The sequence below is a fragment of the Streptomyces sp. NBC_01210 genome, from assembly GCF_036010325.1.
GTDB lineage: Bacteria > Actinomycetota > Actinomycetes > Streptomycetales > Streptomycetaceae > Streptomyces.
In genome coordinates this window covers 8,253,977-8,273,533 of the sequence record NZ_CP108549.1, presented here as the reverse complement: position 1 = coordinate 8,273,533, position 19,557 = coordinate 8,253,977, and the positions used below count along the sequence as shown (strand labels likewise).

Genomic DNA, 19,557 nt, shown 5'->3' with positions numbered 1-19,557 from the left:
GCGGCCGTCGGAGCGCTCGGCCGGCACCCGCTGGAACGTCCCGCTCAGCGCACCGGGATGATGTCGGGGGCGCCGAGCCGCACCGCGTCGGCCGTCTGGTCGTCCGGCTGCTGCTGAGCCTCGCGTTCGGCCGCCACCCGCTTCAGGTAGTGGTCGACCTCGCGCTCCCGGTGCGCCCGGTCCCACTCCAGATGAGGTGCCATGAGTTCGGCGACGGTACGCGCCGCGTCCACGCCGCGGTCCCAGGACTCGATGGAGATCCGGGTACGCCTGGCGAGCACATCCTCCACATGGCGGGCTCCCTCATGGGTCACCGCGTAGACGGCCTCGACCCGCAGATAATCGTCGGAGCTCGGCAACGGTTCACCGAGTGAGGGGTCGGTCTCGACCATGTCGAGCAGTTCTTGCACCAGGGAGCCGTAACGGTTCAGCAGGTGTTCGATGCGGGCGACATGCAGCCCGGAGCGCTTGGCGAGATTGTGCCGGGAGTTCCACAGGGCCGGATAGCCGTCGGCACCGAGCAGCGGAACGCGCTGTGTGACGCAGGAGGCCACCTTCTCGTCCAGACCACGGGCCGCCTCGTCGACCGCGTCCTTGGCCATGACCCGATAGGTCGTGTACTTGCCGCCGGCCACCACGACAAGCCCGGGGACCGGGTGCGCGACCAGGTGCTCCCGGGACAGCTTGCTGGTCTCCGCGGCCTCGCCGGACAGGAGCGGGCGCAGACCGGCGTAGACGCCCTCGACGTCCTCGGCGGCCAGCGGTGTGACCAGAACGCGGTTGACGTGTTCCAGCAGGTAGCTGACGTCCTTGGAGCTCAGCGCGGGGTGGGCCTTGTCCAGTGTCCAGTCGGTGTCGGTCGTCCCGATGATCCAGTGCCGCCCCCAGGGAATGACGAACAGCACGCTCTTCTCCGTGCGCAGGATCAGCCCGGTGCGGGAAATGATCCGGTCGCGCGGGACCAGCAGATGCACGCCCTTGGAGGCGCGGACGTGGAACTGGCCGCGGGTACCGGCCATGGCCTGGGTGTCGTCGGTCCACACGCCGGTCGCGTTGATGACCTGCTTGGCTCGCACCTCGGTCTCGTTGCCGGTCTCCAGGTCCGTGACCACAGCTCCCACCACCCGCTCGCCCTGGCGCAGGAAGCGGCTGACGCGGGTGCGGTTGGCGGCCAATGCTCCATAGGCGGCTGCGGTGCGCGCGAGGAACATGGTGTGCCGGGCATCGTCCACCTGGGCGTCCCAGTACTGGATCGCGCCGACCAGGGCGTCGGAACGCAGAGCGGGCGCCTCGCGCAGTGCCTGGCGCTTGAGCATGTGGCGGTGGTGGGGCAGGCCGCTGGAGGTGCCCGAGGCCGCGGCCATGGTGTCGTAGAGCAGCACGCCGGCGCCGACGTAAGGGCGCTCCCAGACCCGGTGTTGCAGTGGGTAGAGGAAGGGCACCGGCCGCACCAGATGCGGCGCCAGGAGCTGGAGCAGCAGTCCCCGCTCCTTGAGTGCTTCGGCGACCAGCCGGAAGTCGAGCATCTCGAGGTAGCGCAGGCCGCCGTGAATCAGCTTGCTGGAGCGGCTGGACGTGCCCGAGGCCCAGTCCCGGGCTTCGACGAGACCGACCGTCAGGCCCCGGGTGGCGGCATCGAGGGCCGACCCGGCGCCCACGACACCGCCACCGACGACGAGGACGTCCAGCTCACCCTCTCCCAGCCGGACGAGAGCCTCCGCGCGCGCCTCGGGCGAGAGAGCCACCGGGTTCGCCATCGGTCTCCTCCTCGTGCTGCGGTCGTGCGCCGCGCGTGGCCGGGGGCGTGCCCGCCCGGCGGGGACCTACTCGACCTTGGCCCAGTCAAGCGTGCGCTCCACCGCCTTCTTCCAGCCCGCATAGCCTTCCGCGCGCTGTTCCTCGGACCACCCGGGCTCCCAGCGCTTGGACTCCTGCCAGTGGGTGCGCAGCTCGTCGGTGTCCTGCCAGAAGCCGGTGGCCAGACCGGCCGCGTAGGCGGCACCGAGCGCGGTGGTCTCGGCGACGACCGGGCGGCTGACCGGTACGCCGAGGACATCGGCCTGGATCTGCATGCACAGGTCGTTGGCCGTCACTCCGCCGTCGACCTTGAGCACGTCCAGGTGGACGCCGGAGTCCTGCTCCATGGCCTCCACCACGTCGCGGCTCTGGTAGCAGATGGCTTCCAGGGTGGCCCGCGCCAGGTGTCCGTTGTTGTTGTACCGGGCGAGGCCGACGATCGCGCCACGGGCGTCGGAGCGCCAGTACGGGGCGAACAGGCCCGAGAAAGCGGGGACGAAGTACATGCCGCCGTTGTCCTCGACGGTGCCGGCCAGACGCTCGCTCTCGGCGGCGTCAGTGATGATCTTCATCTGGTCGCGCAGCCATTGCACCGCGGACCCGGTGACCGCGATGGAGCCCTCCAGGGCGTAGACCGCCGGGCTGTCGCCGAACTGATACGCCACGGTGGTGAGCAGGCCGTGCTGCGAGCGGACCAGTTCGGTCCCGGTGTTGAGCACCAGGAAGTTGCCGGTGCCGTAGGTGTTCTTGGCTTCGCCGGGCGCGTAACAGACCTGCCCGACGGTGGCCGCCTGCTGGTCGCCGAGCACCCCGGTGATGGGAATGGCGGCGCGCAGCGGCCGGGAGGTTCGGGTCGCGCCGAATGCCTCCCGGTGGGAGGACGGGTTGATGGTGGGCAGCATCGCCCGGGGAATGTCGAAGAAACCCAGCAACTCGTCGTCCCAGTCGAGGGTCTCCAGGTTCATCAGCATCGTGCGGCTGGCGTTGGTCACGTCGGTGGCGTGGATGCCGCCGTCGGGACCGCCGGTGAGGTTCCACAGGACCCAGCAGTCCGTGTTGCCGAAGAGGGCATGGCCCTGCTCCGCCGCCTCACGGACTCCGTCGACGTTCTCCAGAATCCACTTGATCTTGCCGCCGGAGAAGTAGGTGGCCGGCGGCAGCCCCGCCTTACGGCGGATGATGTCACCCTGGCCCGAGCGTTCCAGTGCGGCCGCGATGGAGTCGGTGCGGGTGTCCTGCCAGACAATGGCGTTGTAGTAGGGACGGCCGTCGCGGGGGTCCCAGACAACGGTTGTCTCCCGCTGGTTGGTGATACCGATCGCCGCCAGGTCGGACGGGGACAGGTTCCCGTGCCGGAGGGCGTTCTGTATCACCGAGTTGGTACGTTCCCAGATCTCCACCGGGTCGTGCTCGACCCACCCCGAGCGCGGAAGAATCTGGGCGTGCTCCATCTGGTGCTTCGCCACTTCGTTCCCGTCGTGGTCGAAGATCATGAAACGCGTGCTGGTGGTTCCCTGGTCCACCGCGCCGACGAAGTCCGCCATGGCATGCCGCCTCTCCTGTGGGATGGACTGGGTTGCGGCCTCGCGCTGGGCCGGTCAGGCCTCGGGGGTCGGGACGCGTCCTGGGGGCTCCGGCTCCGCAGTCGGCAGGAACCGGCCGACGAAGAACTTGTACAGGAACGCTCCGAGCACGCCGCCGATCAGTGGACCGATGATGGGCACCCAGAAGTAGAAGTTCCCGTACTGATCTCGCCACGCTCCGCCGTACCCGGTGAGGAAGCTGGCCAGCCGGGGACCGAGGTCACGTGCGGGGTTGATCGCGTAGCCCGCGTTGGTGCCCCAGGCCATGCCGATCGCCACGACGACCAGGCCGATGATGAAGGGGGCCAGGTTGGCGCCGGGGGGCGTGTTGAGCAGGTCGGTGATCGCCATGATCAGCAGCAGCAGGATCGCGGTGCCGATGATCTGGTCGCGGAACGCACCCCATTCGCTGACCGGCAGATTCGGGTTGCCGTTGGCGGGCAGCGTGGAGAAGACGATCTGCGTCTTGAAGGTGTGGTCGGGGTCCGCCTTCGCCAGCGCCTCGGTGTAGTTCCAGCGCACCACCAGGGCTGCGACGAAGGCGCCGGCCGTCTGCGCCAGCGCGTAGGGCGCCACCTTGGTCCACGGGAAACCCCTGAACGTCGCCAGGGCCACGGTCACCGCGGGGTTGAGGTGAGCACCACTCATTCGCGCCGCCACATAGACGCCGAGGGTCACGCCGAGACCCCATGCCCAGGCGATGCTGTCGTGATTCCCGAGGCCGCCCGGGGGATCCGTGAGGGCTCCGCCGGCAACCACCTGGGCCACGACGCCGCAACCGAAGAGGATGAGAATCATGGTGCCGACGAATTCGGCCGAAAGCTCGCCGATCAACCCTGATCTTTTGAGTCGCTCAGCCATGGAAGCCCACTCTCCGCCGGCCCAGACCGGCCGTCGACTGCCCGATTTCTCCAGATATCAGCATAGGACGATCAAGAGCCAGCCGCACGCACAGCCCTTGGCCACCCCTTGCTCACCGCGTGGTGGGCCCTGCCGAGCGGACCGGCCGGCTTTCGTCACCGGCATCGCGACTCGTCCGGCAGTTGGTGAACGGGCTCACTCCGCAGGTCAGAGCCCCTGAGAGCTCAGCCGCTGTGGGCGGCGTCGAGAGTCAGACGTGCGATCGCATGGGGGGTGCGTGACGATGCTCATGGGAGATGCCGGGAACCGGCGGCGGGATGAAGCCGGCAGGGGCCGACAGACGCCTCTGACCGGCAGGGACGTAGGCCACGCCGGTCAGAGGCCTGCGCTCAGCTGTCCTTGGCCGCGGGCTCCAGGACGAAGACCGGGATCTCGCGGTCGGTCTTCTTCTGGTAGTCGGCGTAGTCGGGGTACGCCTCGACGGCCCGCTCCCACCACACGGCCTTCTCGTGCCCGGTCACCTCACGGGCCGTCATGTCCTGACGCACCGGGCCGTCCTGCAGCTCCACCCGGGGGTCGGCGACGACGTTGTAGTACCAGACGGGGTTCTTCGGGGCGCCTCCCAGCGAAGCGACCACGGCGTAGGTGCCCTCGTGCTCGACCCTCATGAGCGGGGACTTACGGATCTTGCCGCTCTTGGCGCCCTTGGTCGTCAGGAGGATGACGGGCATACCGCGCATCGTCGTTCCCTTGGTACCGCCGGAGCTCTCGAAGAGCTCGACCTGGTCGCGCACCCACTTCTCCGGGCTCGGCTCGTACTCGCCCTCAAGAGGCATGTCATCCATCCCATCGTCGGAGACTTGCGTACAGGGACTCAACGCCCTGGGGCCACGCAATCATCCCGCCCGACGTTCGTAGCGGAGCAGCACGGTCCGCGCGTCGAAGGACCGCGACTCGACGAACTCGAGGTTCAGCCGCTGCTTCCCCTGCAGGAACAGCGGCCTGCCGCCGCCCAGGACCACCGGGTGCACGACGATGTGGTACTCGTCGATCAGGCCGAACTCCGTGAGGGCGGACGGCAGTGTCGAACCGCCGGTCAGCAGCAGGTCCTTGCCCGGGCCCCGCTTCAGGGCCGCGACCTCTTCGGCGAGGTTCTCGCCGATCACTCGGACGTTCCCGTCCGGCTGTTGCAAGGTCCTGGAGAAGACGATCTTCGGAGTACGACGCCATACGGGCGCGAAGGCGAGGTCGTGCGGGTCGTCGGAGATCGACTCGGCGTCGGGCCAGTAGCCGGACATCATCTCCCAGACCACACGCCCGTAGAGGAAGGCGTCGACGCGTTCCTGCAGGCCGTCGCCGTACGCGCCGAGGTCCGGTCCGAGCACCGGCCAGTCGAAGGCTCCGCCGGGCCCGTCGATGTGTCCGTCGAGCGACGCGTGGACAAAGTAAATGATCTTCCGCATGACCGTTCCTCCTGATGCGTGGTGCGCCCCCTTCGGCGCCTAACACCGGTATGTCGAACGGTGTCGGGCCCGATCGACACCCCAGGGGGAAAATCTTCCGCGAAGGCGCTGCAACGGCATTGCAACCTCGTCGGTGCTCTGCTGGCGGGATGACTGAGGCCCCGCGCGTGGAGCTGACCCCCGCAGCCGCCGATCTGTTGCGGCGGCTGCGGGCGGCCCACGGTCCGTTGATGTTCCACCAGTCGGGCGGCTGCTGCGACGGCAGCGCGCCCATGTGCTACCCGGAAGGTGAATTCCGCACGGGCGCGTCCGACGTCCTCCTCGAGGATCTCCGGGTCGACGGCGTCGAGGAGTCCGTCTCCTTCTGGATGTCCAGGAGCCAGTACGAGGTCTGGAGCCACACCCGGCTCATCGTCGATGTCGTCGAGGGCCGGGGCAGCGGTTTCTCGCTGGAGGCGCCGGAAGGAGTGCGGTTCCTGATCCGGTCGCGCGTTGTGGGTGCATGAGGCGTCAGCCGCGGTCCCGTACCGCCACGATGCCGTTGAAGACCCCGGCGTAGGCCGTGCCGTCGGGGCCGATGGTGATCGGCGCCCAGTTGTTGTCGTACGACGGGCCCGTGCCCGTGAGCCGCTTCCAGCGCCGCTCGCCGGTGCGGAAGTCGACGGCGGTCAGATACCAGGCGTCGATGCCGAGTTGGTTGGGCTCCTTCTCGTAGAAGTAGAGGAGGCCGTTGGCGGTGGAGAGCTTGGGGACGGTGGAGGGCGAGCGGACGCCGCTCTGCCAGACCGTGTCGCAGCCACTGCCGTCCTCGCGTACGTCGATCCTGCTCACGCCGCCGACAACGGTGCGGCCGAAGGTGAGTGAGGCCGGGTTCTCGTAGCCGTAGTTGTTCTCGACGACGATGCTGTTGCCCCAGGTGATCAGGGAGTTGTCGGTGGTGGACGCGCCGGATCCGAAGACGGGCACCTTGCAGACGAGGCGGCGGTCGGCCGGGACGTCGGTGCCACGGCGGTAGACGAGGACGTTCATCCGGTCGTCGGCGTTGTCGGTGATGGCGGCATAGCCGTCGCCGAACAGGTCCGGCGTGGTGCCGGAGCCCTGGTTCACGGAACCGGGCTTGGTACCCGTTCCGCGGTCGTACGTCTGGCGCCACTGGATCTTCGGTGTCCCGTCGGGGCCCGAACGGAAGCTGTAGAGGGCGTGGTCGGAGACGATCGACACGCCGTCCCGGGCGACGGAGAAGGAGTTCTGGATCTCTTCGCCGTCGAGCCGGACCGAACGGATCTCGGACGTCCGAGGATCGACGCTGCCGACGCGTCCGAGCCGTGTCACCCACCAGATGCGGCCCTGCCAGTCGGGCATGACGGAGGTGACGGGATCGCAGGTGCCGCTGGGGAACAGGTTCGTCCAGCTGACGCAGTCGTGCGGGACGTGGGCGGTCAGATCCCAGTCGTTGTCGACGACGAAGCGCCAACTGCCGTCGCCCGCCTGCTCATGGGCGATACGGAGGATGTGCTGTCGCGAGTCCGCCAGCACCACTCGGTCCTGGTCGTCGAGGTAGAAGTAGGCGCCGCCGGACGTGTCCTTGAAGATTTTGGAGAAGTCCAGCCGGGTGATGGCCTCGACGGTCGATGAGCGCTGCGGCAACCGGTACTCGGCGAGCGTGTCGAGCGTGCGCGGGTCGAGAAGCTTCAGCAGGAACCCGGTGAAGGTCCCGCAGACGGTGATCAGTCGGCCGGCGGCGTCGAAGGTCGCGGTGGCGCACTCGCCACCGACCGGGGCGATCCGCTCGCTGGTGACCTCGGGGTCGCGGCCGAGGGGACCGGAGAAGGGATGGGTGCCACTGCCCGCCGCGTCCGCGTGCATGCCGCTGCGTCCGTTGGGCGCGAGGAAGGGGTGCTGCGGGGGCGCCTGCCCCGGCACCGGCCGAGCGTCGGCGGGCGCGCCCTCGTACTGGCTGACCAGTCGGTGGCCGGGTGCCTTGGGTATCTCCTCCGCCTGCGCGGCGGGGGCGGTGAAGGTGGTCGCGGCGACGGCCAGGGCCAGGGCCACTGCGCGGACGAGCGCTCTTCGGGACATGCGGCTCCTCGGTTGCGTACGGGTGTACGGGTCGCGCCGCCGCCCGACGTTAGAGCCGACCCCTTGAGGTGTCCATGGAAAGGCCATGGGTTTTACGGACGCTTCATGATCGCGAAATGAGCGGGCCGCACGGCACCGGCTGACATGCTGGTACGTGTGAATGCCCCCACTCGCGGCGCCTGGCTGCGCGCCGGAATCAGCCGCAACGGCGGACCCCTGCAGGAGAACGAGCAGGTGGTCTGGCTCCAGATCGACGCCTACTACGCGGACAGCCGCGGCTTCGCCGGCATCACCACGTACGACGGCACCGATGTCCGCTTCCACCACGACGTCGGGAAACCCGGCGAGGATGTGGGAACCCTTCAACGGGCCGGTGACCGGCTGATCGAGACGGGTACGAACCCGGACGGCAGCACGTTCCGCGAGGTGTGGACGCCGCTGGTGGACAGCGAGGAAGAGTGCGGGTCCTGGCGGGTCGGCGAGGCTCAGATCGTCCGCGTCGGGACCCATGTGGTGCATGTGGACGCCGGCGGCGGAGGCTACTTCGAGCTGCCGCCGGACGTCGAGGTGCCGCCGGAGGTCACGGTCTGAGGCTGCCCACCACATGGGCGGTGGCCGCGATGCCTTCCTGGATGGTCGGCGCCATGCTCGTGCTCGCGAGAAAGAACCCGAGCAGGGCACAGACCACGGCATGAGACATCTTCAGTCCGCCGTTCCGCAGAAAGATCACTGTGAGCACCAGCAGAAACAGCACCAACGAGATCGAAATAGCCATCGCCAACCTCCTCCGCCGCGCCGGAATTGCGGCATTCGGCCGTCAGTCTGGCGTAGTGGAGGGCCCGTACGGCCGACTGGCGTGTCCGCCGTTCGGGTGTTGTCTGCCGGTGACTTCGAGTGGAGAGGCGCCGGACGAAGGTGCTGAACGCGCGCCGGTGACGCGGAGCATCTGCCCCATCGCGGCCAGTACGGACGGCTCGACGCGGCCGGCCCGACCGCGCCAAGGGCTGCGGCACGTCAACCCACACGGCGTGCGCGAGCTCACTTATCCCGGCTATAGCTGCGACAGGAGCACAATCGAGTGAGGGGGGACGAGAAACAGCTCCGCCCGGAGGGTGTCAGATGCCAGGGAACCGGCCTCCGTCCCGCTACGCCCCGGATCAGGGACTCACCACCCGCATGGTGACGACGATGTTCCTGATCGGGCTGCTCTATGTCGTCTTCGTCGGCGCCCTGCTGGCGATCCTCCGAGGCTCGTGGCCGATCATTCTGCTGATCGCAGGCGGGCTTTTCATCGCGCAGTTCTGGTTCAGCGACCGTCTCGCGGCCTTCAGCATGGGCGCTCGCGAGGTCACTCCGGAGCAGGCGCCGGAGCTGCACGGCGCCGTCGACCGTATCTGCGCGCTCGCCGACATGCCCAAGCCCCGCGTCGCGATCGCCCACAGCGATGTGCCGAACGCCTTCGCCGTCGGCCGCAACGAGAAGACCGCGCTGGTCTGCGCCACCACCGGCCTGCTCCGCCGGCTGGAGCCGGAGGAGTTGGAGGGCGTCCTCGCCCACGAGCTGTCGCACGTCGCCCACCGCGATGTCGCAGTGATGACGATCGCATCGTTCCTCGGTGTCCTGGCTGGCGTGATGACCCGTATCGCCGTGTGGGGCGGCTTCGGCCGGGCGGGGGGCAGCCGCGACAGCAACGCCGCGATCGCCATGCTCCTGATACCCCTGGTCAGCGCGGTCGTCTACGTGATCAGCTTCCTGCTGACCCGACTGCTCTCCCGCTACCGCGAACTGTCCGCCGACCGCGCGGCCGCCCTGCTGACCGGCCGCCCCTCGGCGCTCGCGTCCGCGCTCACCAAGGTGACGGGCGACATGGCGAGGATCCCGACGCAGGACCTGCGCAAGGCGGAGCCGTTCAACGCCTTCTGGTTCGCGCCGGCGTTCTCCTCCAAGGAGAGCCTGAGCCGCCTGCTGTCCTCGCACCCGACGCTGGAGCAGCGTCTGGACCAGCTGGGCAAGATCTCGACGCAGCTGGCCCGCCCGTAACGCGCCCCCGCGACAACTGACAGACGCCCGACAGACGACTGACAGAGGCACTTCTGTGGGACTCCTCGACACGATCCTCGGCCGCAGCAAGCCGGTACGGCCCGACCTCGACCAGCTCTTCGGCCTGCCCGCCGCCGCCATCACCCTCCAGGCGGGCGCCGGCTTCACTCCGACCGGCATCGGCTCGGTGTGCTTCGCCAGCGTGGAGGGCGGCGCCTTCGCGCAACTCCAGGAGGACGTACGAGAGCTGCTCGACACCGACACCGACCGGGGCGGCGTCCCGGTCGAGTTCAGCCAGGACGCGTACGGCTACACCTGGCTCCTCGCCCGCCACCCCGCCGACGACACGGCCTCGCTGGTCAACGACCTGCACGCGGTCAACACCCTGCTCCAGGACGCCGGCTTCGGCCCGCAGCTGCTCTGCTCCCTGATCGCCTTCCATGAGACATCCGGCGATCGCTCGCTGGCGCTGGTCTACCTGTACAAGCGCGGCACCTTCTACCCCTTCGCACCGCTCGCCGGCACAAAGGAGAAGCGCGACAACGCCCTGGAACTGCAGACCAGGGCGTTGCTCACGGACGACCTCCGCATCGAGACGGACCTGGCCCGCTGGTTCCCGGTCTGGGGCGCGCCGGGCCTCGGGGGTCCGAGGTAGGTGGCGGACTTGACCACCGCGGGCACTACCGCACCGAGCGACCGCGGACTGCCGGCCCGGCGCTCTGCCCGCCCACCTGTGTGCGGCGCGGCTGAGTGCTACGCCTGGGTGCTGTTCTCGGTCATGGCCTGGGTGCCGATGACGTTGAGGAGCCCCAGCCGGTCGGAGGCGTCGCTGCCGGGGGCGGCGGTGTAGGCGACGATGCGTGGATCGCTGCCGGGAACCATCAGGACGTCACAGTCGAGGGTGAGTACTCCGACATCGGGGTGGCGGACGGTTTTGGTGTCCGTCTCGTGGACGCCCACGATGTCTACTGACCCCGTGCGCGGAGGAAGCGCTCGAGCGCAGCCAGATCGTCCGTATTGATGTGGTCGACGCGGGCGGCGAGCAGCTCGGTCCACACTGCGTCGCGGTCGGGACCGGCCACGTCGGGCGTCGCCCAGAAACGGACGCGCTGCCCGTGGTCATGGGCGTCAGCGACGATCGCGTGCAGCTTCTGCCGCTCGGCGGCCGGGAATTGGCCGGTGCCCAGCCAGCTGAAACTCTCCGTCCAGTTGCTGGAGATCAGCGGGACGAAGGAGGCGGGGGCGGTGGTGCCGAGGTCTTCGAGGCGGCCGTCGTAGAAGGCGTACCGCACTCGCTGCGCCTCCATGGGTACGCGGGCGGCGCGGTCGCCGGAGATGACCGGGGTGACGGCGCCGAGGCGGACATGGCCGTACGCGTAGGTGCTGAGCATCCGCCGGTAGTGCCGCAGCTGGCGGTCGAGTTCGAGATACGCGGCGGCGCCGTCCGTCTTGATGTCGATCAGCAGCTGGACGGGCCGCCGGTAACCGCGGTACACGGAGCCGTGGTTGACCTTCACCCGGGCCAGCAGCGGGTCGAGGTAGAGCGAGCGCAGGGTGCGGGTCGGGTCGAGGTCCGCCGGCTCATGGGCGACGAGCAGCTCGCCGTTCACCAGGAAGATATCGGCCTCCACGCTGGTGAAGCCGTGCGACAGGGCGTCGTGGAGGGGCCGTTCATGCAGGTAGTCGTTGTGGGCGTGGGCCCGGCGGAGCGGCTGCGGGCCGGTCCGCCCGCCGTGCTTCTCGGCGGCCTGCGCATGGGCGGGCACGGCGACGGCGCCGGTGAGCGCGGCGGCGAGGGTGGTGACGGCTCTGCGACGGGTGGGCAGCACGATGGTGCCTCCGGGCTCTGCGGGTCGGGAGGGACACCGGTGAGTATCCGCCCGGGGCAGCCCAATGGGCAGAGCAGCGCGAAGAGTTCGGCCACCCGTCACCTGGTGCTCACGACGGCTACCGGAGCGCGGGGAGCTCGCCGTCCAGCGGTCGAACGGGTCAGGGGCGTGGCGGTCCCGGGTGTCGGAGACGTGACGGTCCCGGGTGGTGAACGGCCGGATCTCGTCCGGTGTCGCCACGGCGGACGGCGCGGGCGGGCCGCACGGCCCTGCTCACGCGGAGCTGAGTTCCGGCGGCATCGAGCAGGCCGCCGCGCCGATGGTCGGCGCGGCGGCCCGAGTTGCGGTGAACAGTGCCTCGGTGCACAGCCCCTACGGAGCCTGCAGGTCGACCAGTGCGGCCAGCGCCTCCTTGTGGCGGCCCGGCGTGCCCAGGGCGATCTCGTCGGACTTGGCGCGCTTGAGGTACAGATGCGCGGGGTGTTCCCAGGTCATGCCGATTCCGGCGTGCAGCTGGACGCACTCCTCAGCCGCGCGCACGGCCACCCGGGAGCAGTATGTCTGCGCCACGGTCACCGCGAGGGCGGCGTCGGAGCTGTCCGTGGCGAGGGCGTCCGCCGCGTTACGGGCCGCGGCCCGGGCCGAGACGACCTCCAGCCACACCTGGGCCATGCGGTGCTTGAGCGCCTGGAACGAACCGATGGGCCGGTTGAACTGGTGGCGCTCGCGGGTGTGACGGACCGTCTCCTCCAGGCACCATTCGGCGAGTCCGAGCTGCTCGGAGGCGAGCAGCCCGGCCCCGGCGAGCAGTCCGCGGCGTACGGCCGCCTCACCGGTCTCCGCGTCCGCGAGGCGGCTGGCGTCGGCCGTGTCGTCGAGGGTGACGGCGGCGAGCGGACGGGTCAGATCGAGCGGGGTCAGCGCCTCGACGGTGGCGTTCGCCGTCTCGACCGCGTACAGGCCGTCGGACTTGAGCACCAGGAGGACATCGGCGGCAGCGGCATCCGCTACACCGGTGATCCTGGGTGCGTCGACCGGGAGCGGCCCGTCGGGCGAAGCCGACAGCGGCACGGCGAGGACGGCGGTCCTGCGGCCGGCCGCCAGCTCGGTCAGCAGCCCGGCGACGGCCTCCGTCTCCGTGTCGAGCGCGAGCAGGGTCTGGGTCGCGATGACGGAGCTGGTGAGATACGGCGCGGGGGTGACGCTGCGACCCAGCTCCTCCAGCACCACGGCGGCCTCGCGGTGGCTCGCGCCCTGCCCGCCGAGCTTCTCGGGTACGAGGAGTCCGGCCGCGCCGATGTCCCCGGCGAGCGCCTTCCACAGCTCGGGGTCGTACGGCGTACCGGACTCGGCGCGCACCAGGACGGACGCCGTATCGACGCGGTCGGCGAGCAGAGAGCGTACGGCGGCCCGCAGGTCGTCCTCGTCCTCGGAGTACAGCAGATCGGGCTGTGTGGGCTGAGTCGTCATCGGGCCAGGTCCTTCCAGGCGACGTCCTTGTCGTTGCGCGGCTCGGAGGGCAGCCCGAGGACGCGTTCGGCGACGATGTTCAGCAGCACTTCGCTGGTGCCGCCCTCGATGGAGTTGCCCTTGGAGCGGAGATAGCGGTAGCCGGCGTCGCGCCCGGTGAAGTCGACGAAGTCGGGACGGCTCATGGTCCAGTCGTCGTACAACAGGCCTTCCTCGCCGCAGAGTTCGACCTCAAGGCCGCTGATCTCCTGGTTGAGGCGGGCGAAGGCGAGCTTCATTCCGCTGCCCTCGGGGCCCGGCTGGCCGGCGGCGAGCTGTTGGCGCAGCCGCTCTCCGGCCAGCCGGGCGACCTCCGCCTCCACCCAGAGCGTCAGCAGCCGCTGGTGCAGATCGTGGTTACGCAGTTCGGGGCGTTCGCGCCAGGTCTGCGCGATCGGGCCGATCATCCCGCCCTCGCGCGGGAGGCGGCTGCCGCCGATGGAGACGCGTTCGTTCATCAGGGTGGTCTGGGCGACCTTCCAGCCCTCGCCGACCTCGCCGAGGCGGTGTGCGTCGGGGATACGCACATCGGTCAGGAAGACCTCGTTGAACTCCGCCTCACCGGTGATCTGGCGCAGCGGCCGCACCTCGACACCCGGGTCGGTCATATCGCAGATGAAGTAGGTGATGCCCCGGTGCTTGGGCAGGTCCGGGTCGGTGCGGGCGATGAGGATCGCCCAGCGGGCCACATGGGCGCTGGACGTCCACACCTTCTGGCCGTTGACGACCCAGTCGTCGCCGTCCCGCACGGCCCGGGTGCCGAGCGCCGCGAGGTCGGAGCCCGCGCCCGGCTCGCTGAACAGCTGGCACCACACCTCCTCGCCGACCCACAGAGGACGAAGGAAGCGCTGCTTCAGCTCTTCGGAGCCGTACTTGAGGATGGTCGGCGCGGCCATGCCGAGGCCGATACCGATACGGCGCGGGTCGTTGTCGGGCGCGCCGGCAGCCGTCAGCTCGGCGTCGACGGCGGTCTGCAGCGTGCGCGGGGCGTCGAGTCCGCCGAGGCCCTTGGGGTAGTGCACCCAGGCGAGGCCCGCGTCGAAGCGTGCCTTCAGGAAGTCGGTGCGGTCCGTGGTGGCCGGTGGGTGCGCGGCCAGCAACTGCTCAGTGCGGCTGCGCACTTCGGTGGCGTCCGTCATCGGGCTTCTCCTTCCGGGATGACGACCAGGCGGCCCGTGGTCGTGCCGTCCGCGACGCGCTGGACGGCGTCCGCGGCGTCCTTCATGGCGACGCGCCCGCTGATCAGCGGCTTGATCACGCCCTGCGCAGCGAGCTTGGTCAGCTCCTCGTGGCAGTCGCGGATCGCGCTCGGCTCCATCGTGTTGTACAGGCCCCAGTGGAGGCCCACGATCGAGTAGTTCTTCACCAGGGCGTGATTGAGGGCCGGGGTGGGGATCGAGCCGCTGGCGAAGCCGACGATCACGATCCGGCCCTCGAAGGCGATGCACTTCACCGACTTGGCGTAGGCGTCACCGCCGACCGGGTCGTAGACGACGTCCGCGCCGCGGCCGCCGGTGGCTTCCTTGACCGCGGCGACGATGTCGTCCTCCCGGCGGTCGATGACGATGTCGCAGCCGAGCTCCCTTGCCGTGCGCGCCTTCTCCGCGCCGCCGACGACACCGATCACCCGCGCGCCGGCCGCCTTGCCGAGCTGGACGGCGGCGCTGCCGACGCCGCCCGCCGCAGCGTGCACGAGCAGCGTCTCCCCGGCCTGGAGGTGCGCGCGGCGGTGCAGCCCGAACCAGCCCGTCTGGTAGCCGATGTGCAGGGCGGCCGCCTCGGCGTCGTCCAGGGCCTCGGGCGCGGGCAGCACCGCCGCCGCGTCGGCGACGACGTACTCGGCGAGTCCGCCGTTCGGCAGCGCGGGGTTGGCGATCACCCGGCGGCCGTCCTCGGTCTCACCGCAGATCTCCACACCCGGCGTGAACGGCAGCGGCGGCCTGATCTGGTACTGGCCGCGGCAGAGCAGCGCGTCGGGAAAGTTGATGTTCGCGGCGCGGACCTTCAGCAGCAGCTGCCCCTCGCCCGGCGTGGGCCGGTCCACCTCTTCGAGCCGCATCACCTCGCTCGGCTCGCCGTTCCGGTGCACTCGCCATGCCTGCATTTCGGGGCCTCCACAAACCGTAGGCGGTACTGCGCTCCATCGCATACTAAGCGGTCGCTTGCCTCGGCGGAAGACCCGATCAGGCCTGCTTCGGCCTGGCCCGGACCCGTGGCGCAACCTTCAGTGGAAGGCGCCGTGCCGGTGGCGGGTCGGCGGGACATCGAGATCGATGTCCGCACCGGCCCGGTGCGCCCGCCGGATCTCGTCGCACCGCATCCGTACGGCACAACGGGCCCTGCGCTCGACCTGACCGGTGACGCTGCCGAGCCGTGTGGACCGGTACGCCCGGTCGTACTGGTGGATCGCGAAGCCGGTCCGTACGAGCCGTGGCCGGGCGCAGCGGCCCTCGGCGCGGGCCGGCATCTGCTCGCGGCGGCTGTACCGCAGGGAGCGCAGCACGAGCGCGCGGAGCGCGACGGAGCGGTAGCGCTCCTCCCACGTGGGACCGAGGTCGTCGTGGCGCCGGGGAATGTGATGGGCGCTGCGGGACACGTGGGCCTCCGTAGACGCCCGAGGACCGTCCTGGGGTGCCGGCGGAAAGCGAAAGGGCCGCTGCCCCTGGGTCCGTTCACACCGCCGACCTTTTCCACGCTGCTGCACCCGGCCCCATTCTGAGGAACTGCCAGAAGGCCGCACCGTCGACGTCAGCGCCGGAACAGCTCGAAGGTGACCGCGGGACGGCCGCCGAAGCGCTCCGCCGCACCCTGGGCGCTTCCGGTGAGGAAGTTGCGGCAGTACGTCTCCGGGTCCTGGTCCGTCAGCACCTCGATATAGCTGCGGTGCTCCAGCAGCGAGAGTACGGAGCGCTCCAGGCCGGGCGTCGCGTCGACCGCGTGGGTGGGCGTGGTGGAGCCCGCGACGGCCACCCACCGCACCCCGTTCCACGGCTCGAGACCCTGCTCGGCGATGAGTTCGGGGAAGATCCAGCGGTTTCCCGCATCCCCCGCCGCGTCCAGCGTGGCCCTGCCCACGGCCCGGTGGTCGGGGGTGTTCCACGCGGTTCCGCCCCAGGTGTCACGGTGGTTGAGGGTGATGACCAGCTCGGGCCGGTGGCGCCGGATGGCCCCCGCGATGTCCCGGCGCAGCCCCGTCCCGTACTCGATCACTCCGTCCTTGTGGTCCAGGAACTCCACCGTGGAGACGCCGACGACGGCCGCGCTCGCCCGCTGCTCCTGCTCGCGCAGCGGGGCGCACCGGGCCGGTTCCATGGTGTCGATGCCCGCCTCGCCGCGGCTGGCCAGGAGGTAGGCGACCTCACGTCCGGCGTCGGTCCAGCCGGCGACGGCCGCGGCGCAGCCGTACTCGAGATCGTCGGGGTGGGCGACCACGGCCAGCGCGCGCTGCCAGTCGTCGGGCATGGGTTCCAACTGCTCGGTCATGGGCGCAGGATACGGCGCTGAATGTGCGTCAGAGCTCCGCGCGGGCGAGGGAGAGCAGCCGGTCGAGGACGCGCGGACCGCCGGCCCGCACCCCGTCGTGCTCGTACTCGTCGGTGACCCAGGTGCGCAGTCCGCGGATGGTGCGCGCCGTGCGCAGCGAGTGATCCGTGTCGACGTACATGTCGTCGTGGTAGATGGCCGCGGCGACCGGCACACGATTGGCGGCGAGCCGGGCCGGGTCGTACAGCGGGGTCCAGTCGGTGCGCGCGGCGAGGATTTCGGCGGCCTCGCGCAGCGGGCGCAGCGCTGGGTCCACCTCGAAGTGCCAGGGGTGGACGGTCTCCCCGGTGAACAACAGGGGCCCGTCACCGGCCAGGGCTGTGGCAGCGTCGAACTGCGGGAATTCGGCCCGGACCCGTTCGGCCGCCCAGTCGGTCGGCTCCGCGCCCTGGGCGTAGATCGCTTCGTGCAGTACGGCGTACAGCGGATGCGCGGTGTGCGAGAGGGTGGCGAGCACGCTCTCCTGGAACGCGTCGGAGAGTTCGTACCCCGCTCGCGTACGGACGAAGGCATCCTCCAGCAGATAGTGCAGCTGATGACTGCCCTCCCCGCCGCCGAGCAGGACGCCGAGTGACTGGAAGGCCTCGGGCGTGAGGGCGTAGCCGCCCGGCAGCACGATCTTGTGCTCGCCGAGGTGCGCGGCGATACGGCGGGCCCGTTCCACGTCCTGCGGGTAGCGGGCGTAGTGGGCCTCGGCCTTGCGCTGGATGCGGGGGTACGCGGCTCGGTAGACGTCCTCGGCGCCGGCGTCCAGGGAGGGCAGACCGCCGGTGACAAGCACCGTGCGCAGGCCCTCGGGCGCCGTGGAGAGATAGTGCGTGGCGCAGAATCCGCCGAAGCTCTGGCCCAGTACGGTCCACGGCGCGCCGCCGGTGAGCCGCGGCCGGATCGTCTCGCAGTCGCGCACGATGCTGTCGGCCCGGAAGTTCGCGAGGTGGTCGGCCTGGGCCTGCGGTCCGCCGCGCAGCGACAGTGTCTGGCGGTTCAGCGGAGTGGAGCGGCCGGTGCCACGCTGGTCGAGGAGCAGCACCCGGTACTCCTGCACGGCCCGTCCCAGCCACGCCTGTTTGCCGATGAAGCGGCGGGCACCGAAGCCGGGGCCGCCCTCCAGATAGACCAGCCAGGGCAGATCCGCGCCGGCCCGCCCGCTCGCGACGACTTCGCGGCCGTACAGCTCGAGCTGCTCCCCCGCCGGGTCGGCATGGTCGAGCGGGACGGTGAAGTGCCGGTCGGTGAGGATGATTCCCGGCTGGCGATAGCTGGTCACTGCTGCTCCTGCTCCTGTCTTTCAGTACGCCCCGCCCGCCCATGGGATCACATGGGCGGGCGGGGTACATACGGAGCCGGTGTCAGCTTGTCGGGAAGTCGTCCGGGGTCCTGGCCCGGTCGCGGACCCAGACACCGGCGGGCTTGAGCTGTCCGGTGCCGGTCCAGGGACCGTTCTTGTTGCAGGTTCCCACCTTGAAGACGGCGCCGGAGCGTTCGTCGTCGGAGTAGTTCCAGTTGGACCAGCTGATCTTCTTGCTCGCCATCAGATCGATGTACTGCTGGGCCCTGGTGAAGTTGTTCCCGCCGTCGCCGGAGGCGGTCTGGGTGCCGAACTCGGTGACGAACATGGGGAGTCTGTCGGCGGCACGGGAGAGCGTATTGAGGTACTCGGTGCCGTGCGAGGCCGCGTAGAAGTGGAACGTGTACATGATGTTTGCGGCGTTGACCGGGTTGTTCACGATCTCGGTCTCGTCCGAGTCCTCGGAGACGCCGAGGGATGACCAGGCGCGGGTGCCGACCAGGATCGGGGTGTCCGGGTCGTTCTGCCGGATGACCGGAATGAGCTGCTCGGCGTAGCTCTTGATCTTCGACCAGCTCACACCGCTGGGCTCATTGGCGATCTCGTACAGCAGGTTGTTCTTGTTGGCGTGGCGCTGCGAGATCTCGGTGAAGAAGGTCTTGGCGCGGGAGAGGTTCACGTTCGGGTCGCCGGGACTGAGCATGTGCCAGTCGACGATCGCGTACAGCCCGCGCACGGTGGCCTGCTCGATGATCGAGTGGACCAGGTCGGTGAACTTGCGCGGGTTGGTCTCGTAGCCGCCCTCCTGGATGTACATGGAGATGCGCAGGACGTCGGCGTTCCAGTCGGTGGCCAGGGCGTCGAGTGAGCCGGAGGTCACGCACTGGCTGTACCACTGCAGACCGTGGGTGCTCATGCCGCGCAGCTGAACGGGTTTGCCGTACTGGTTGCATAGCTTGGTGCCGCAGACCTTGAGCTGTCCGTTGATCGCGACGGGGGTCTTGCCGCCGGGGGCCGGCCCGCCCGTCTCGACAGCGAGATGGTCCACATTGGGGCCGCCGTTGGCGGTGGTTGCGGTGGCCCGGATGATATTGGCGCCGGCCTTGAGGTCGGCGGTGACGGTGGTCGTGGCCCAGGAGGTCCAGGCTCCGGTGCCGGGGAAGGCGCGCTTGGCGGCGGCGACGGCGCCGTTGACGGTGATGTCCATCGGACGGTTGGCGGTGGTGCCGTTGGCGTAGCGGAGGGTCAGCGAGGTGCTGCCGACCTGGGCGGCGTCGACCGTCCACTCGACGTAACTGCCGGTGCTGTTGTTGTAGTTGACGAAGCCGGTGCCGGTGAAGCCGGCGTGATTGGACTCGACGACGCCTTGTGAGATGACCGCGTTCTCGGCCTCGTGGGTGACGGCGGCAGCTGCCGGGGCCGCGGACGCCGCAGGGGCGGCCGGGGCTGTGGGCGCTGCGGTGAGGCCGAGGAGCAGGGCGGCGCCGAGGGTGCCGACGCCGCCGAGCGAGCGTAACCAGAACCGTGCCGGTCTCATGGGGGTCTCCCTTGCCTGGGCTGGTGGG

At 69.8% G+C, this 19,557-nt stretch carries 20 protein-coding genes; 4 read left to right on the top strand and 16 right to left on the bottom strand.

Going from position 1 to position 19,557, the window contains the following annotated elements; genetic code table 11:
• Positions 1–44: 44 nt before the first annotated feature.
• The 5 genes from OG735_RS37270 to OG735_RS37250 form a co-directional block, all read right to left on the bottom strand.
• Positions 45–1,757, bottom strand: coding sequence for a glycerol-3-phosphate dehydrogenase/oxidase (locus OG735_RS37270; protein WP_327327564.1), 1,713 nt, complete (start codon positions 1,755–1,757; stop codon positions 45–47).
• 66 nt (positions 1,758–1,823) lie between these two features.
• Positions 1,824–3,341 carry a glycerol kinase GlpK gene (gene glpK, locus OG735_RS37265; protein ID WP_327327563.1) on the bottom strand — a complete coding sequence of 506 codons (1,518 nt, stop codon included), beginning with the start codon at positions 3,339–3,341 and terminating at the stop codon, positions 1,824–1,826.
• A gap of 54 nt (positions 3,342–3,395) precedes the next feature.
• Positions 3,396–4,241 (bottom strand): MIP/aquaporin family protein, encoded by an 846-nt coding sequence (locus OG735_RS37260; RefSeq protein ID WP_327327562.1) that lies wholly within the window; start codon positions 4,239–4,241, stop codon positions 3,396–3,398.
• Positions 4,242–4,630: 389 nt separating this feature from the next.
• On the bottom strand, positions 4,631–5,077 hold the full coding sequence (locus OG735_RS37255; RefSeq protein ID WP_327327561.1) for a nitroreductase family deazaflavin-dependent oxidoreductase: 447 nt from the start codon (positions 5,075–5,077) through the stop codon (positions 4,631–4,633).
• Between the two features lie 60 nt (positions 5,078–5,137).
• On the bottom strand, positions 5,138–5,704 hold the full coding sequence (locus OG735_RS37250; protein ID WP_327327560.1) for a dihydrofolate reductase family protein: 567 nt from the start codon (positions 5,702–5,704) through the stop codon (positions 5,138–5,140).
• Between the two features lie 149 nt (positions 5,705–5,853).
• On the opposite strand from OG735_RS37250, the gene OG735_RS37245 reads away from it, so the two are divergent.
• Positions 5,854–6,210: a DUF779 domain-containing protein gene (locus OG735_RS37245; protein ID WP_327327559.1), complete on the top strand. Its 357-nt coding sequence runs from the start codon at positions 5,854–5,856 to the stop codon at positions 6,208–6,210.
• A 4-nt stretch (positions 6,211–6,214) separates the two neighbouring features.
• Here OG735_RS37245 and OG735_RS37240 read toward each other — a convergent pair whose 3' ends face one another.
• Positions 6,215–7,783, bottom strand: a complete 1,569-nt coding sequence (locus OG735_RS37240) for a hypothetical protein (protein WP_327327558.1) — start codon at positions 7,781–7,783, stop codon at positions 6,215–6,217.
• Between the two features lie 156 nt (positions 7,784–7,939).
• Between OG735_RS37240 and OG735_RS37235 the strand changes: the two genes are divergently transcribed.
• Positions 7,940–8,374, top strand: coding sequence for a hypothetical protein (locus OG735_RS37235; RefSeq protein ID WP_327327557.1), 435 nt, complete (start codon positions 7,940–7,942; stop codon positions 8,372–8,374).
• Here OG735_RS37235 and OG735_RS37230 read toward each other — a convergent pair.
• Positions 8,364–8,558 carry a hypothetical protein gene (locus OG735_RS37230; protein ID WP_327327556.1) on the bottom strand — a complete coding sequence of 65 codons (195 nt, stop codon included), beginning with the start codon at positions 8,556–8,558 and terminating at the stop codon, positions 8,364–8,366. The genes OG735_RS37235 and OG735_RS37230 overlap by 11 nt on opposite strands.
• Before the next feature lie 344 nt (positions 8,559–8,902).
• On the opposite strand from OG735_RS37230, the gene htpX reads away from it, so the two are divergent.
• Entirely contained in the window at positions 8,903–9,823 is a 921-nt protein-coding gene (htpX, locus tag OG735_RS37225; protein ID WP_327327555.1) for a zinc metalloprotease HtpX, read from the top strand.
• A gap of 55 nt (positions 9,824–9,878) precedes the next feature.
• Positions 9,879–10,478: a PspA-associated protein PspAB gene (gene pspAB / locus OG735_RS37220; protein WP_327327554.1), complete on the top strand. Its 600-nt coding sequence runs from the start codon at positions 9,879–9,881 to the stop codon at positions 10,476–10,478.
• A 98-nt stretch (positions 10,479–10,576) separates the two neighbouring features.
• On the opposite strand, the gene OG735_RS37215 is transcribed toward pspAB, so the two are convergent.
• The 9 genes from OG735_RS37215 to OG735_RS37175 form a co-directional block, all read right to left on the bottom strand.
• Complete coding sequence (locus OG735_RS37215) at positions 10,577–10,783, bottom strand: MmyB family transcriptional regulator (protein WP_442812553.1); 207 nt, start codon at positions 10,781–10,783, stop codon at positions 10,577–10,579.
• 5 nt (positions 10,784–10,788) lie between these two features.
• A complete protein-coding gene (locus tag OG735_RS37210; protein ID WP_442812640.1) occupies positions 10,789–11,655 on the bottom strand; it encodes a phosphatidylinositol-specific phospholipase C/glycerophosphodiester phosphodiesterase family protein in 867 nt (288 codons plus the stop codon).
• A gap of 369 nt (positions 11,656–12,024) precedes the next feature.
• Positions 12,025–13,122: an acyl-CoA dehydrogenase family protein gene (locus tag OG735_RS37205; RefSeq protein ID WP_327327553.1), complete on the bottom strand. Its 1,098-nt coding sequence runs from the start codon at positions 13,120–13,122 to the stop codon at positions 12,025–12,027.
• On the bottom strand, positions 13,119–14,300 hold the full coding sequence (locus OG735_RS37200) for an acyl-CoA dehydrogenase family protein (protein ID WP_327327552.1): 1,182 nt from the start codon (positions 14,298–14,300) through the stop codon (positions 13,119–13,121). Before OG735_RS37200 ends, OG735_RS37205 begins: the two co-directional genes overlap by 4 nt.
• The gene (locus OG735_RS37195) at positions 14,297–15,265 is read right to left on the bottom strand and encodes an NADPH:quinone oxidoreductase family protein (protein WP_327327551.1); all 969 of its coding nucleotides are present in this window, start codon (positions 15,263–15,265) and stop codon (positions 14,297–14,299) included. The genes OG735_RS37200 and OG735_RS37195 overlap by 4 nt, the downstream gene beginning before the upstream one ends.
• A gap of 120 nt (positions 15,266–15,385) precedes the next feature.
• Complete coding sequence (locus tag OG735_RS37190; RefSeq protein WP_327327550.1) at positions 15,386–15,757, bottom strand: hypothetical protein; 372 nt, start codon at positions 15,755–15,757, stop codon at positions 15,386–15,388.
• A gap of 152 nt (positions 15,758–15,909) precedes the next feature.
• Positions 15,910–16,644, bottom strand: a complete 735-nt coding sequence (locus OG735_RS37185) for a PIG-L deacetylase family protein (RefSeq protein WP_327327549.1) — start codon at positions 16,642–16,644, stop codon at positions 15,910–15,912.
• 28 nt (positions 16,645–16,672) lie between these two features.
• Positions 16,673–17,971 (bottom strand): alpha/beta fold hydrolase, encoded by a 1,299-nt coding sequence (locus OG735_RS37180; RefSeq protein WP_327327548.1) that lies wholly within the window; start codon positions 17,969–17,971, stop codon positions 16,673–16,675.
• Positions 17,972–18,053: 82 nt separating this feature from the next.
• Positions 18,054–19,529 carry a cellulase family glycosylhydrolase gene (locus OG735_RS37175; protein WP_327327547.1) on the bottom strand — a complete coding sequence of 492 codons (1,476 nt, stop codon included), beginning with the start codon at positions 19,527–19,529 and terminating at the stop codon, positions 18,054–18,056.
• Positions 19,530–19,557 lie beyond the last annotated feature (28 nt).

Coding starts and splice junctions, on each gene's coding strand:
- OG735_RS37175 (WP_327327547.1), bottom strand. CDS start 19,529: ATGAGACCGGCACGGTTCTGGTTACGCTCGCTCGGCGGCGTCGGCACC.
- OG735_RS37205 (WP_327327553.1), bottom strand. CDS start 13,122: ATGACGACTCAGCCCACACAGCCCGATCTGCTGTACTCCGAGGACGAG.
- OG735_RS37195 (WP_327327551.1), bottom strand. CDS start 15,265: ATGCAGGCATGGCGAGTGCACCGGAACGGCGAGCCGAGCGAGGTGATG.
- htpX (WP_327327555.1), top strand. CDS start 8,903: ATGCCAGGGAACCGGCCTCCGTCCCGCTACGCCCCGGATCAGGGACTC.
- OG735_RS37240 (WP_327327558.1), bottom strand. CDS start 7,783: ATGTCCCGAAGAGCGCTCGTCCGCGCAGTGGCCCTGGCCCTGGCCGTC.
- OG735_RS37250 (WP_327327560.1), bottom strand. CDS start 5,704: ATGCGGAAGATCATTTACTTTGTCCACGCGTCGCTCGACGGACACATC.
- OG735_RS37255 (WP_327327561.1), bottom strand. CDS start 5,077: ATGCCTCTTGAGGGCGAGTACGAGCCGAGCCCGGAGAAGTGGGTGCGC.
- OG735_RS37200 (WP_327327552.1), bottom strand. CDS start 14,300: ATGACGGACGCCACCGAAGTGCGCAGCCGCACTGAGCAGTTGCTGGCC.
- OG735_RS37245 (WP_327327559.1), top strand. CDS start 5,854: ATGACTGAGGCCCCGCGCGTGGAGCTGACCCCCGCAGCCGCCGATCTG.
- OG735_RS37185 (WP_327327549.1), bottom strand. CDS start 16,644: ATGACCGAGCAGTTGGAACCCATGCCCGACGACTGGCAGCGCGCGCTG.
- OG735_RS37270 (WP_327327564.1), bottom strand. CDS start 1,757: ATGGCGAACCCGGTGGCTCTCTCGCCCGAGGCGCGCGCGGAGGCTCTC.
- OG735_RS37230 (WP_327327556.1), bottom strand. CDS start 8,558: ATGGCTATTTCGATCTCGTTGGTGCTGTTTCTGCTGGTGCTCACAGTG.
- glpK (WP_327327563.1), bottom strand. CDS start 3,341: ATGGCGGACTTCGTCGGCGCGGTGGACCAGGGAACCACCAGCACGCGT.
- OG735_RS37260 (WP_327327562.1), bottom strand. CDS start 4,241: ATGGCTGAGCGACTCAAAAGATCAGGGTTGATCGGCGAGCTTTCGGCC.